Annotated in this window: 7 protein-coding genes and 1 pseudogene; 2 read left to right on the top strand and 6 right to left on the bottom strand. The window is 69.7% G+C overall.

All coding sequences use genetic code 11. From position 1 onward, the window contains the following. Nucleotides 1-7: 7 nt before the first annotated feature. Nucleotides 8-1,750 carry a pyruvate dehydrogenase gene (locus CP984_RS07940; protein WP_003986700.1) on the bottom strand — a complete coding sequence of 581 codons (1,743 nt, stop codon included), beginning with the start codon at nucleotides 1,748-1,750 and terminating at the stop codon, nucleotides 8-10. Nucleotides 1,751-1,880: 130 nt separating this feature from the next. Further along, nucleotides 1,881-3,209: a protein phosphatase 2C domain-containing protein gene (locus CP984_RS07945; protein WP_003986699.1), complete on the bottom strand. Its 1,329-nt coding sequence runs from the start codon at nucleotides 3,207-3,209 to the stop codon at nucleotides 1,881-1,883. Nucleotides 3,210-3,443: 234 nt separating this feature from the next. On the opposite strand from CP984_RS07945, the pseudogene CP984_RS42610 reads away from it, so the two are divergent. After that, a pseudogene (locus tag CP984_RS42610) lies at nucleotides 3,444-3,734 on the top strand (DUF456 domain-containing protein); the annotation flags it as partial. Here the strand turns inward: CP984_RS42610 and CP984_RS07955 are convergent. Together CP984_RS07955 and rsgA are read right to left on the bottom strand one after the other, a co-directional pair. Then, nucleotides 3,686-5,266: a DNA-3-methyladenine glycosylase 2 family protein gene (locus CP984_RS07955; protein WP_043979889.1), complete on the bottom strand. Its 1,581-nt coding sequence runs from the start codon at nucleotides 5,264-5,266 to the stop codon at nucleotides 3,686-3,688. The pseudogene CP984_RS42610 and the gene CP984_RS07955 sit on opposite strands and share 49 nt — an antisense overlap. A 116-nt stretch (nucleotides 5,267-5,382) precedes the next feature. Further along, complete coding sequence (gene rsgA / locus CP984_RS07960; RefSeq protein WP_003983292.1) at nucleotides 5,383-6,510, bottom strand: ribosome small subunit-dependent GTPase A; 1,128 nt, start codon at nucleotides 6,508-6,510, stop codon at nucleotides 5,383-5,385. 539 nt (nucleotides 6,511-7,049) lie between these two features. Between rsgA and CP984_RS07965 the strand changes: the two genes are divergently transcribed. Next, entirely contained in the window at nucleotides 7,050-8,357 is a 1,308-nt protein-coding gene (locus CP984_RS07965; RefSeq protein WP_129820836.1) for a toll/interleukin-1 receptor domain-containing protein, read from the top strand. Between the two features lie 17 nt (nucleotides 8,358-8,374). Here CP984_RS07965 and CP984_RS07970 read toward each other — a convergent pair whose 3' ends face one another. Then, a complete protein-coding gene (locus tag CP984_RS07970; protein ID WP_003983294.1) occupies nucleotides 8,375-10,870 on the bottom strand; it encodes an RNaseH domain-containing protein in 2,496 nt (831 codons plus the stop codon). After that, on the bottom strand, nucleotides 10,864-14,091 hold the full coding sequence (locus CP984_RS07975) for a hypothetical protein (protein ID WP_030183159.1): 3,228 nt from the start codon (nucleotides 14,089-14,091) through the stop codon (nucleotides 10,864-10,866). The genes CP984_RS07970 and CP984_RS07975 overlap by 7 nt, the downstream gene beginning before the upstream one ends. Between the last annotated feature and the right edge of the window lie 29 nt (nucleotides 14,092-14,120).

A 14,120-nucleotide genomic window follows, 5' to 3' on the forward strand; every position in this document is an offset into this window, starting at 1 on the left:
TGCCCGGTCAGGGGCGGGGGATGTTGCGGAGGTTGGAGCGGGCCATCTGGACCATGCGGCCGACCCCGCCCTCCAGCACGATCTTGCCGGCGGAGAGGGCGAAGCCCTGGACCATGTCCCGGCTGATCTTCGGCGGCATGGACAGCGCGTTGGGGTCGGTGACCACGTCGACCAGGGCCGGGCCCTTGTGCTTGAAGGCGTCGCGCAGCGCGCCGCGCAGTTCCTTGGGCTTCTCCACGCGTACGCCGTGCGCCCCGGCCGCCCGCGCGATGGCGGCGAAGTCCGGATTGTGGTTATCGGTCCCGTACGCGGGCAGCCCGGCAACCATCATCTCCAGCTCGACCATGCCCAGCGAGGAGTTGTTGAAGAGGACCACCTTCACCGGCAGGTCGTACTGGACGAGGGTGAGGAAGTCGCCCATCAGCATCGAGAAGCCGCCGTCGCCGGACATCGAGACGACCTGGCGGCGGCGGTCGGTGAACTGGGCGCCGATCGCCTGCGGCAGCGCGTTGGCCATCGACCCGTGGGTGAAGGAACCGATCACGCGGCGGCGGCCGTTGGGGCTGATGTAGCGCGCCGCCCAAACGTTGCACATCCCAGTATCAACTGTGAAGATCGCGTTTGCCTCGGCCTCCTCGTCCAGGACGGACGCGACGAATTCGGGGTGGATCGGCGTGTGCTTCTCGACCTTGCGCGTATAGGCCTTGACGACGCCTTCCAGGGCGTCGGCGTGCTTCTTCAGCATCCGGTCGAGGAACTTGCGGCTCTTCTTGGGCGTGATGCGCGGGTTCAGGCAGCGCAGCGTCTCGCGTACGTCGCCCCAGACCGCGAGGTCCAGCTTGGAGCGGCGGCCGAGCCGTTCGGGGCGCACGTCCACCTGGACGATCTTGACGTCGTCCGGCAGGAAGGCGTTGTACGGGAAGTCCGTGCCCAGCAGGATCAGCAGGTCGCACTCGTGCGTGGCCTCGTAGGCGGCGCCGTACCCGAGCAGGCCGCTCATGCCGACGTCGTACGGGTTGTCGTACTGGATCCACTCCTTGCCGCGCAGCGCGTGGCCCACCGGGGCCTTGAGGCGCTCGGCGAACTCCATCACCTCGGCGTGCGCCCCCGCGGTGCCGCTGCCGCAGAACAGCGTGACCTTGCCGGCGTCCTCGATCATCCGGACCAGCTGGTCGATCTCCGCGTCGCCGGGGCGCACGGTGGGGCGCGAGGTGACCAGTGCGTGCTCGATGGAGCGCTCGGGCGCCTCCTGGTCGGCGATGTCGCCGGGCAGCGAGACGACGGAGACGCCGCTGAGCCCGATGGCGTTCTGCACGGCCGTCTGCAGTACCCGCGGCATCTGGTCGCGGCTGGAGATCATCTCGCTGTAGTGGCTGCATTCGGTGAACAGCCGGTCCGGGTGGGTCTCCTGGAAGAAGCCGGTGCCGATCTCGCTGGACGGGATGTGCGAGGCGAGCGCGAGCACCGGGGCCATCGAGCGGTGGGCGTCGAAGAGGCCGTTGATCAGGTGCAGGTTGCCGGGGCCGCAGGAGCCCGCGCAGGCCGCCAGCCGCCCGGCGATCTGGGCCTCGGCGCCCGCCGCGAAGGCGGCGACCTCTTCGTGGCGGACCTGGATCCAGTCGATCCCGGCGGTGCGGCGGACCGCGTCGACGACGGGGTTGAGGCTGTCGCCGACGACCCCGTAGAGCCGCTGGACACCGGCGCGCACCAGGATGTCGACGAACTGCCCGGCCACGGTCTGTTTCGCCATGTCGCTGTCGCTCCTCCGGAGGGGGGACCGCGGGCGGGCACCATCAGCCGGCAATGGCCCGTTTCGCGGCATTCCTTCCTGGTTCTACCACTCCCCCGGGCCGGTGTCCGTCCGGACTACGCCTGCCGCGTCACCTGGGCCGTACCGCCTCCCCCGCCTCCGCCCCCTCCCACACCGCCACAGCCGTACGGTCCTGTCCGTACCCCTCCGCGTGCAGCCGGACATCGGCCAGGAACGCCGCGAGCCCCGGCGGCCCGGCGGCCGTCCACCGCGCGGCCAGGTGGCTGCCGAACCCGGCCGCCTCGGTCAGCGGGCCCGCGAACCCGGCACTGCACACCAGCAGGAGATCGCCGGGCCGCGCGGCCACGGCCCGGAAGCGGAACGGCTCCGGCGCGGTACGCGGCGCGGGCTCGTACGGCGGCTGCCAGGGCTGCCCCGACGGCGCGCGGGGCAGGCCGGGAACGGCGCCGCCGAGGTCGGGGAGGAGGGCACCCTGATCGGGCGCGTCCGGTACGTCCGGTATCAGCGCGTCGGGGCCGGGCGCGCCGGGGACCGGCCACGGAAGCGTGTCTGCGGGTATGTCCACGGGCGTCTCCTCCGCCCCGCTCGCACCGCCCGCGGGCACCGGGCCGCCCGTCGCGTCCTCCTGGGGCGGTGGCTCCAGGTCCTGCCAGACGCCGTTGCCCAGCCGGAAGAACCCGCCCGCTCCGGCGCCGAAGAAGACCCGGGTCCGGCAGGCCGGGTCGGCGGGCAGCAGCAGGCAGCGCAGCGCAGCCGTGTACTGCTCGGGCTCCATGCCGTGCTCGACGGCGTACGCACGGAGCTTGCCGTAGGTCCGGTCGGCCAGGCGGTGCAGGCCCGACTTCAGGGCGTCGCGGTCGCCCGTACGGACGTCCTCCGCCAGCCGGGTGTAGCTGCGGCCGACGGCCCCGCCGATCCAGCGGCAGGCGTCGCGGGCCGCGCGGTGGGTGCCTCCGTACGCATACGAATCTCCGCCGGGGGCCGTGGTGGCCACGGCGACCAGGACCAGCGCGTGCTGTCCGGCACCGAAGCGGGCGGTGAGCAGGGCGTCGCCGCGCGGCTCACCCCGGTGGCGGGCGGCTTCGCCGCGCAGCGAGGCGGCGCGCAGGGTGAACGTTCCGTATCCGGCGCCGTCCAGCTCCGTGTCCGGTACGAGATCGTCCAGCGCGGCCGGGTCGGCGGCGGGCAGGGCCATCGGTTCGGGGCGGGGCCCGGGCCCCGCCGGTGCGCGCGTATCCGTACCGGCTTCGGTCGGCGGTACGGACTCGGCATCCGTCGCCTGCCCCACCGCACGGAAAGCGGAGTCCACCCGGTCGTCGAGCGAGTCCCGGGCCGCCCCCGCGGGGCCGGTGTCCCGGGCGGCGGCGTCACCGTCGTCCTCGTACAACTCCCGCCACCACGCGTCCTCGTGCCGGCGCCGGTCCCCCTGTCGGTCCATGGGCCGCATTGTCCACCGGCCGGGGCCGCGGAGACAGGGCGCGGCAGGGCGTCACCGCGCCGCCCGGCCGGTACGCGCCAAGGGGCGCGCCGGCCCCGGTTCCGGCACGCTGGGGCCATGGGCGGATGGCAGTTGCTCACGGTCGGCCTCGTCCTGCTGCTCGGGCTGCTGGGCGTGCTGGCCCCGGGGGTCCCGGGGCCGCCGATCGTGTGGGCGGGCGTGCTGTGGTGGGCGATGGCCGAGCGCTCCACCCTGGCCTGGTGCGTCCTGATCGGCACGAGCGCCGTCCTGCTGCTCGCCCAGGTCCTCGCCTGGCTGCTGCCGCCCCGCGACCCCCGGGCCGCCGGTGCCCCGTACCGGACCCTGTACGTCAGCGGCGCCGCGGGCATCATCGGCTTCTTCGTGGTGCCCGTGGTGGGAGCCGCGCTGGGCTCGGTCGGCGCGCTCTACCTGATGGAACGGGCGCGTCTGGGCAGTCACGGGGACGCGTGGGCCGCCACCCGCACGGCCATGCGGGCCATCGGGTTCGCCGTGCTGGTCGAGCTGTACGCCTGTCTGCTGGCGGTCGGCGCCTGGACCGGCGCCGTCATCGCGGGCTGACCCTCCCGGGCGCCCGCGGCCTGCCAGAGATGATGCAGGGCGTACGAGCGCCAGGGCCGCCACGCCTCCGGCGACGCCCCACCGCCGTCCACCGGCCCCACGTCCGGGTCGCCGAGCGCCCGCATCCGTATGGACGCGGCTGCCGCCGGGCCCACCCCGGGCAGGGCGCGCAGCGCGCGCTCGGCGGCGTCCCGGTCCGCGCCCGCGTCCAGCCGGACCGCCCCGTCGGCGAGCGCGCCGCACAGCACGCGCACCGGTTCCGGCACCTCGGCGCCGGTCAGCGCGGCGGGCTCGGGGAAGAGGTGGGTCAGCGCGCCGTCCGCCGCGTCCAGCGGCTTGCCGTACGTCCGTACCAGCTCGGCGGCGTGTTCCGGCGGCCCGCCGAGGACGGTCCGTACGGCCAGTTCCTCGGGGTCGGCGGCGCCCGGCGACCGCAGGCCGGGGCGGGCCGCGACCAGCGGGCCGAGCAGCGGGTCGGTGCCCAGCCGCTCGGCGACGGCGTACGGGTCGGCGTCCAGGTCGAACAGGCGGCGCATCCGCTGGACGGCGGTGGACAGGTCGCGCAGGTCGGTCAGGTGCAGCCGGCACTCCAGCCAGCCGCCGTCCGCACCCCGGGCGGCCGGGCACACCAGTCCGGCGCGCGGCCGGCGCGGCTGCCGGGAGCCTGCGTGCTCGTCGACCTCGGCGATGCCGCTGCCGTGGGTGAGCCGCAGCGTGCGGCGGTACGTACGGGAGCCCCGCGTGCCGCGCACCTCCTCCACGCCCGGCACCGCGCGCGCCTGGAGGAAGTCGAAGATCTCGGCGGCGGCGTACGGGCCCCGGTAGGCCAGCCGCAGCGGGACACCGGCGGGCGCGCCGTGCCGCGCGGCGCCGGACGGGCCCGTACCCGCCCCCGCGCGGGTTCCCGCCGCCGCGCGCAGCTCACTCGGCGTACTGGCGTAGATCTCCCGCATCGTGTCGTTGAACTGCCGGATGCTGGCGAATCCGGCGGCGAAGGCCACATCGGTGACCGGCAGGCCGGTGGTCTGGAGGAGCAGCCGCGCGGTGTGCGCGCGCCGGGCCCGCGCCAGGGCCACGGGCCCGGCGCCCAGCTCGGCCGTGAGCTGCCGCTGCACCTGCCGCGCGCTGTACCCCAGCCGCCGCGCGAGGCCGCCGACGCCCTCCCGGTCGACCACGCCGTCGTCGATGAACCGCATGGCGCGGCCGACCAGGTCGGCCCGGACGTTCCACTCCGCCGAGCCCGGCACGGCGTCCGGACGGCAGCGGCGGCAGGCCCGGAACCCGGCGCCCTGCGCGGCCGCGGCGGACGCGTAGAACCGTACGTTCGGACGCTTCGGGGTGACCGCCGGGCAACTCGGGCGGCAGTAGATCCCGGTGGTCACGACGGCGAAGAAGAACTCGCCGTCGAACCGGGCGTCCCGGCTCGACACCGCCTCGTACCTGGTCTCGTCGTCCATCACACGATCCAGTGTGCGCGACGCGCGGGAGATTCCCTGGCGGGAATCGGACATCGCGCTGGGGCGGGGACGGGGCCCCGAAGCGGGGCGGGCGCCCGGAGGCACCCGCCCTGCCCTTACCCCCGAGCCCCCCTCTTCCGCTCCACCATGTGGCGGCCCAGGGCCTGCTTCTGCTTCCAGTCCCTGCGGATCTCCGCCCGCAGCCGGGCGTCCGTCTTGGCGACGATGCGCTCGTTCTCGCGCAGCAGCTTGCGGTAGCTCTCCAGCCGCCGCTGCGGCAGCGCGCCGCTCTCGATGGCCGCCAGCACCGCGCACCCGGGCTCGGTGGCGTGCGCGCAGTCGTGGAAGCGGCACTCCTCGGCCAGTTCCGCCACGTCCGAGAAGGCCCGCGCGAGCCCGGTGTCGGCGTCCCACATGCCGACGCCCCGCAGGCCGGGGGTGTCGATCAGCACCCCGCCGCCGGGCAGCACCAGCAGGTCCCGGGTGGTCGTGGTGTGCCGGCCCTTGCCGTCCCGGTCGCGGGCGGCCCGTACGTCCTGCACGTCCTCGCCCACCAGCACGTTGGCGAGCGTCGACTTGCCCGCACCGGACTGCCCGAGCAGTACGGACGTGCCGCCGCCCAGTACCGCGGTGAGGACGTCCAGCCCGTCACCGTCGGTCGCGCTGACGGCCAGCACCCGCACCCCCGGCGCGGCGGTCTCCGCGTCCGCGACCAGGTGCGCCAGCACGTCCGGATCACCGGCCAGGTCGGCCTTGGTCAGCACGAGCAGCGGCTGCGCCCCGCTCTCCCAGGCCAGGGAGACGAAGCGCTCGATGCGCCCGAGGTCCAGGTCCACGGCGAGCGAGACCGCGATCACGGCGTGGTCCACGTTGGCCGCCAGCACCTGCCCGTCGGACCGCTTGGAGGACGCCGAGCGCACGAACGCGGTACGCCGCGGCAGCAGCGCCCGCACCACACCGTCCCGGCCCGCACCGACCTCGCCGAGGTCGATCACGGCCCAGTCCCCGGTGCACGGCACCCGCATCGGATCACTGGTGGCCACCAGCGCGGTGTCCGCCAGCACGGTCCGGACACCGTCCCCGTCGGGCACCACGGCGTCCACCCGCCCGCGGTCCACGCGGACGACACGGCCGGGCACGGAGTCCTGTCCGGCGTAAGCGGCGAAACTCTCCGCGAAGCCGTCGTCCCAGCCGTAGGCGGTCAGCGGGCGCGACGAAGCGGAGAAGAAGGAAGACGATTGCAAGGGAAACCCTTCACAAGGGTGGCCCCGGCCCCACGCGTCCGACGCGTGGCGAAAAGTGAGGTCGAGTCAGCCGGAGACCACGGAAGTGGAATGGATGGTCTTCTGATCGCGGGCAGCGCCCATCGCAATGACAGCCATCGGTCACACCTCCTGAATCTTCACGGCCGGACGCGGCGGCCGGACGGCCACCGCGGGGAACGGGCTCACCATAGCCCGGCTCCGGATTCGGGCGCCATCGTATTTTTCGCGCCTCGGAGGTCGCCGACGCCCCACGGGCCTCAACGCCATCGGTCTGCCACACTCTCTCCTTGCAGCTTTCAAGTGTTCCTCGTCGGTCGCCATCGGAAGGTTTCGGCACCTCCGGCTCTCAGCTCCGCCGGATCGTCGCCTGAACGGCACGCCGGAACGGCGACACCCGGCCTCCCCGGCCTCCTGCGCCTGACCGCACCCCACTCTTGACACACTGAAGGGGCCATGAAGTGTCCCGCATCAACGCCTGTACGACCCTGCCAAGTTGACAGATGCCGGACAGTTGATCGGTGACGGCCGACGGGGCGACGAAGTCGGGTCTAGTGTGGCGCCATCCCAGCAAGGCATCGAAAGGTCAGGCAGTGGATTTGCAGAACAACGTCCGCATCGATCTCACCGCCGTCGATGAGGGCGGCCGGAGGATGGATTCGACGCCGAACGGTGTCAGCGTCGGCGCAGTGTGCCTGAAGAACTGGCAGATAGACCGCATCGACGCTCCCGCGGGCATGTTCGACGAGCACGATGCCTACTTCATCAAAATCAACTACGAGCTTGAGCTCGAGCTGGACTGTCCCCGGATGTCCTGGGTCGAAGTCTCCTTCGATTTCGCCTCCGGCGGGGAAGCAAGTCAAGTCACCGTCGTCGACGCGCTCCCGCGTTTTGGAACCTTCACCGGCGCGCCCGAGTCCTACGTACTCAACCAGTTCCTGAACTTCGTGCCGTGTGAGAACAGTGCATCCGCACATGTCCATCTCCCGGCAGGAGCCGACAGGGTCGACACTTTCGGCATCGGCGGTCAGGGCGTGCGGTGGCGGCATGTCTCACTCGGCGAAAGCGGAGTGCTGCCCGGCTCGTACGCCGCCTGGGTGGTTCTGCTCGTCCCCGCCGGGCAGGTCGAACAACCCGTTGAATTCTCCGCTCGGTACGACCTAGCGGTAGCCCGCGACGTCGAGTACCGGCCCACGCAGTCGCCGGCCTGCTTCCGACTGAGCCTCGCCGCCCCCTCGGACACCCCGGGAGTCGTCACCCCCGCGTTCTCCGCCACGGTCGAGGACCAGGCCCCGGAACGTCACCCCTCGGTCTTCATTTGCTACGCGCACGACTCGCCCGCACACAAGGAATACGCTCGAAAATTCGGCAACCTGCTCGTCAGAAACGGTGTCGATGCACACATGGACCAGTGGTACGTCACGAACCGCAAAGACTGGGCCATTTGGGCACACGAGCTCATCAACAAGGTTGATTTTGTCACCGTGCTTGCCTCCCCCATTTGCCGCAAGGCGTTCGACGGAGAACTCAGCGGCCCCGACAATCCGGGCATTCGGAGCGAGGCACTGCTCATCAAGGAAATGCTTCATACGCTTCGCGACGAGTGGACGGCCAAAGTACTGCCTGTCGTCCTGCCCCACGAGTTGGTGGACAACGTCCCCAAGGTGCTGCAGCCGTGGACATCAGATCACTACGACGTCAGGCGACTGACCCCCGAGGGAATCGACGACCTCCTGCGAGCGATGACCGGAGTCCCCCGGCACACCCGGCCCCCGCTCGGGAAGATGCCACCCAGCGTATTGAAACCGCTGAGCGGCACCGAATCCTGACCGGCGACGCAGGGCCGTCAGGACTCCTCTTCCCCTGAGACCCGGTAGTCGGGGTGGTCCTCGTCAACAACGGTCGCGATGTGCAGCGGGACGGGCATCTGCGTGCGGTCGTCCCAGGAAAGAGCCTGCTCGCAAAGGCTCGCCGTGAGGCTCGCCAACTGCTCGGGGGCCCATGAACCCGGGCTCACCACCACGATCTCCTTCCCCGTGTACGAGTGCCACGGCACAGCGAGTTGGGAGGTGAGCCCGGCCGGCAAGGTCCATCGCGTGGAGAGCGCGCCCCGATCGCCGCCCTTGGCCTTTATCGATGCGGATCGGCCGGCGAAGAGCCAGCAGTGCCGGTCGCCGTCCGCGAGCTGATACACCTTCCGGTCCGGTGCCGCTGGCTTGCCCGGGTCACTGGGCATGTTCGCCTTTTCCCGGCGGGTGACAGGGCGTCCGATCTCGCTGATCTCAGTGTTCAGGCGGACGATCGCGACATCCGCACCTTTGTCGCGCAGCGTATCTGCCGGAAGAGGGCCGACGCCCAGTTGCGCGTTCTGCAGCCCGGGCCAAATGGTCCGGGTCTCTTGCGTGTCGACGAAGACAACCATCGGCGTGCCCTCGGGCTGCAGAGCAAGCAGATCACCAAGCCTGGCTTCGACCACGTCGCGCGTCAGTTCCGCCTTCTTTCCGGTACGGCCGAAGCGGGTCGTACCGATGACATCGGCATGGAAGTCCGCCACCCCCTGACCGCCACGAACCCATGCAAGCCGGCGATCGCTGTACACCAGCATCTGGCAGTTCGCGAGGGAGTCAGGGTCGACATACAGCGCCACCATGGTCAGGACCAGGGGCGTACCGTCCGCTCCAGTCTGCTGCCTGCGGGCGTGAATACCTACCAGCAGGGATTTTCGGGTGAGTCCGTTCGGCCGCCCACCTGCGACCACAGCCTCCAGCAAACGGCTGTCCAGAACTCCGGCGGCCCTCAGCAGGTCCCGCAGCGCAGCGCGGGCGGCATGTTTCTTGGTCTCGGGGCTGTTCCGCGTGACCTTCGGCGGAAGAATAGTGGGTTCAGTGGCGAGGAACTGGGTCGGTATGCCGAGATGCCCCAGCAGCCGCCTCAGGTGCGGCTTCGCATCAAGTTCGGGGCCCGGGGCGTCAGGGTGGTACTCGGTCTCCAGCCAAGCGGCGACCAGGCGGTTTTCGCCAGGAGGCAGCTCCAACGAATCGAGAAAGGAGGCACGGTTCACGGTGTCGTGGGCGAGCAGGTCCGGGCAGTAGCGCGCTATGACATCCAGGCGGGCGTTGACGGGGGTGGCGGGCTCCCCTGCCAACGGCTCGACCGAGCGCCCCGTAAGCTCCGCAAGTTCGGCGAGCATGCGCTCGCGCCCTTGGGGTGTGCCGTATACACAGGCAAGAGTAACCCGCTGGTACCCACTCGGGCCGACCGCGGCGGGCGGAAGGCCATCCACCGCATAGCTCGTTACACGTCGCGCAAGGCGGATTCGTTTGTCGACCTCGTAGGACAAAGGTACGAGCGAAGGCAAAGTGCGCACAATGTGTTCGTGGAGCCGCAGCATGAACCTGGGCCCGGGGCCACTTCCCAGAGCGTGGAACCTGGCGCCCGCCATCTGCGGCCGGATCGCCTCGGGCACGTTCGGTAGTTCGTCGGGGATATCCAGTGGCGAGAGCTGGCATGCTTCGAGGATTTTTGCGATGGCAGGGTCGAGGTAGCTGCACCACTCGCCGGTCTCTTTGTCCGGGCGGCGCCGGATCGGGAGTCTCAGAATCGGTGCGCCTTCCTCGCCCCTGTCGATCCAAACGTTTTTGGCCCAGTTCCCTTGTGGAGAGATTCTGGACAAGTGGGCATCGAAGCAGAGGACCGGGTCCTCGATGCCGGCCCGGGTGGTCAGCCGTGCGGTCACCCTGTGCATGCTGAAGGCTGTACCTGCACGGTTGACGATGAGGTCGTCCGGGTCCCAGGAAAGCAGCGATCCGTCGGTGCCCATCGACAGGACTACGGGCGCACGACCGTCCACCCGTAGCGGTTTCGCGGCCAGTTTCCGCATCACTTGCCACTCCGCCGTGCGAAACACCCAACCCGGCATCACGGGTACCTGTCCCGCGCGGTATGTCACGAAGTCTGCGAAGGAGCGCGCCTGTTCCGGAGTGGGCAGCAGCCCAGCGAGGACAGCAGTTCCCTTCCCGCCACGAATGTGGCCTTCCCAGGCTCGTACAGCGATCCTCAGCCGGTCGTCGAAGGCCCCATCACTGGTGAGGAGCAGCATCCGGCTACCCGTGCGCTGTTCCTCCTCGGCGAGATCGTATTCTCCGAACAGTTTGACGGGGCGGCCAGTGGCGGCTACAAGTCCCGTGGCCAGCGCGGAATAGCGCGGGCGTTGTTGGCCCTCGCGTTTCGGCAGCCCCTCCCAGGCTGCCTCGAACTCCTCGGTCAGCGGGTAGGCCGTGATGGTGCCCAGTAGGGCGTCCAGGTCCTGCCGCTGGACACGGTAGGCAAGTGTGATCAGCACAGGACGCCTCCTTTGGTGCGGTGCTCCGCGTAATCGAGGAATGCTCCGAGTGTCGTACCGTAGTACCTGTGCATGGCGGGCAGAACTCCATCGCGCTGCCATTTTTCTTTGAGCTTGATGATGAGGGTGGCGAGATCGGTGCCACCGTCGGGGTCGAGCAGGGCGCCGTCGACCAGATGCAAGGTCGCTTTTGTGCCACCGCGGCGGGCCCGGCCGATGAGCTGGACGGCTCCATTCATGATCTCGGCAACCACGCCCAGCTTGACCTCGAGGGGCTGGGCCTGGAAATAGGGCGGCCGGCGGACGATCTCCTCGAGATACTGGCCGGCTACCTTCCGGCGTTCCGCCAGCAGAGCCTGTGGGTCGCTGGAGGGACCGCGGTGCTCGGCAAGCGCCCTTGCCTGAATGTGCGCGACGAGTTCCGCTGGCTCGTCGATCAGCGGGATCGGCCGGACGATCAGCCACACCGACCCCAGCGCGGACTTGTCGTCCTCGCCGATGATGTTCACTCCTCGCTGCACCCGGGCCAGCGGAGCGATCAGGATGTCGGCACCGTCGACGGCGGGAAACTCTTCCAGGCGGTCGGCCGGCAGCTCCCGCCAGCGGCCGGTGTCGACGGCCGATTCCTGGTCGTCCGCGTAGGTACCCGGCCGTACCGCCAGACAGATGCGGGTGGAGTCGACCCCGGCCGTGGACAGCCCCTCCGCCACGTGCCGCGCCGCCTCATAGGAGGTTGTCGCGAGAAGTACGCGGGCCCGGCCGCGCTCCTCGGTCTTCAACCGTTCGAGTTCGGGCCGTAGGTACTTACCCCACATGACCGTGGCGATCCGCTGGGTCGCCACGGCCCGCTCGATCCCTTCCAGTCCGGAGATACGATGCGGCCGGTCCTGCCCGTCGTCAACCGGCGCAGGCAGGATGCGCACGGTGTTGGGATTGTCGTCCGCTACCGACCACTTCGGCATGATGTGGATATGGTGGTGTGGCGCGCCCGGGAAGTACGAGGTGGCCGACATCCCGAGCACGATGCGGCGGACTCCGGCATGCGCCAGGGCTGTCGTGTCTCCCAGACCCACGGTGTAGGTGTGCGGATCGCCGCCGAACGCCGCTGTTGACAGTCGCGCAGGTTCGCCTCCCGTATCGTCGTAGTACTCGGTGAACGCGAAAACGAGGCGTCCCAGAGGACCCGTCGGTGTGACGCGCCAACGGCCGTAGGTGCCCAGTGCATCTGCGATTTCCTGAGCGGATTCGACACCGATGTCGACCAGTTGGGCGTTGTTGGCCATCAGCCGGTGCAGGAACAGCCTGATACGTTCGAGGATGGCTCGGCGCAGAATGCGGTTGACGACTCTGGTCCGGAGTTCCTCGGGTACATCTTTGACAAGACCTTCGAGGGCGCCGCGTGCCACGGGCAAGGACAGGCCACCGGACCCGCCGGTGACCACCGAGGCGAGGTGTCGCCGTGCTTCCGCGAAGGTTTCGGGCTCGTCACCGTGGGGCGGCATCTCGTCCAGGAAGAGCGAACGGAACATCGCCAGCTGTTTGGGACTGACCTCTTCGGTGTCCAGGCCGAACAGCCTGGCGGTCAGCCAGTTGTCCCAGCGTCGGGGAACCATCCAGTAGCGCCCGGGCCCGCGTGGACGTCGTCCCTTGGCGGGGGTCGTGGCGCCGAGCCGTTCGTAAGTCAAGTGGCTCACGTAGTTCTCGGACAGGTAGCGAAGGGAGAAATAGGCGTCGCGGACGCTGGCATCGACTTCGTCCTGAAGGCGGCCGAACGCTGCGGCGAAATCCTGGTCGAACTTGCGCAAGGGGGTGTTGGTCCGCCCCGCATGATCGAGGACGAGGTTACGTCCCGCATGTTCGATCGCAGTGCTCTGGAAGACGTCCACCTCGTCGATGACGACGATCTGACAGCGGCGCAGGAGCAGTTCCTCGACGGTCAACCGATCGTCCCCACCGTAACCGTCGTCCACCGGTGTCTGGAGGACGCCGAGTAACAGGTTCGCGTGCGAGGTCACGATGACGTCTGCCGTGCATGCCTGACGCGCCGCCCTGTAGCGCCCGCAAGTGGTCCGCCAGGGGCAGGAGACCGTGGTGTTCTTCTTGCGCCCCCGAGACGGCGGCTTGCGCAGTTTCGCGCACGGCTCACCGCCCGGCTGCCATCGGTCGACGGCATCATCGGAACCGGCCACCGCGGCAAGCGCACAACCGTAACCGAACCGGCGCCAGATCCAGTCCGCGTCCGGGCCGTCCTCGGTGACCCGAGCTGCGGCGGTCTCGGCTACCTTGATCAGCGCCCGGGGAGAGACCAACGGCACGACGCCGCTCTGGGCCTCCACCCCGCACAGCCCCAGTGCGCGTTCGATTCCGTGCACGGCGCGGACCACATCTGCGTTGGTCGGCAGAACGAAAGCCACAGGAATACGGCGGCGGACAGCCCAGCAGGCGAAAGTCTCGATGAGGACGACGGACTTCCCGAAGCCGGTGTAGGCGAGGAGTTCGTTGAGGACGCCCGCGGTCAGGTCAAGGCCCTTGACGGGCTCGTTCCTGCGGGATCGGATCTGCTTGACGAATCGCTCCACCGCCCTCTCACGGTAGGCACTTCTGCCCTGCTCCAGCTCGCCCTGGTCGATCTGCACCGCAACCTCTCTCAATTCACTGAAGGGCACCCAGCGATCGAGGAGGGCGGGGGCGTCTCGGACTGCCGGTACCGAGTGCCCGGGGGCGAGATGGTGGGGACGGATCTCATAGTGGAAGTCGACGAACGTTTGCTGGCGGCCATCTCGCCCCGGCACCCTTGTCGTGGTTGTGTGACGACCGGCTTCGGCGGGCGGAAGAACACGGTTCCTCGCCGCGTGCAGCATGTCGAGGTCATGCAGGAAGCTATCGACGAAGTCCGGCAGAGGCATTCCGGGATCGACCACGATCTGGCCGGCCTTGCCCTCTTCGTCATCAACCGCGCTGCAGCCGGGAATTTCGCCGCTGCGAAGCAGGCTGTCAAGAAGGCTACCGGCCGCTTCTGCGTTGGCCATCTGGTTCGGACGCCGACGCAGCAGCTTGGTGAACCGGCGCGCGTCGTTCTCGGAAAGGTCGCGCCAGCCGATCCAGTCCGCGATGTGGCCGTCCAGCACATAGAGAACGTCCTCACGGGTGGTCGTACGCCTGAACCCACCGCCGTCCTCAGTATGGAAGAAACTGGCCGCCAGCCCGATAGCAGCCCCCATTATGCGAGGGAATATCCTTTCGAAACCGC

It is taken from the genome of Streptomyces rimosus (genome assembly GCF_008704655.1).
GTDB lineage: Bacteria > Actinomycetota > Actinomycetes > Streptomycetales > Streptomycetaceae > Streptomyces > Streptomyces rimosus.

Excerpts from the sequence above, each read along its gene's own strand:
- CP984_RS07945 (WP_003986699.1), bottom strand. The coding sequence starts at position 3,209 with ATGGACCGACAGGGGGACCGGCGCCGGCACGAGGACGCGTGGTGGCGG.
- CP984_RS07975 (WP_030183159.1), bottom strand. The coding sequence starts at position 14,091 with ATGGGGGCTGCTATCGGGCTGGCGGCCAGTTTCTTCCATACTGAGGAC.
- CP984_RS07955 (WP_043979889.1), bottom strand. The coding sequence starts at position 5,266 with ATGGACGACGAGACCAGGTACGAGGCGGTGTCGAGCCGGGACGCCCGG.
- CP984_RS07940 (WP_003986700.1), bottom strand. The coding sequence starts at position 1,750 with ATGGCGAAACAGACCGTGGCCGGGCAGTTCGTCGACATCCTGGTGCGC.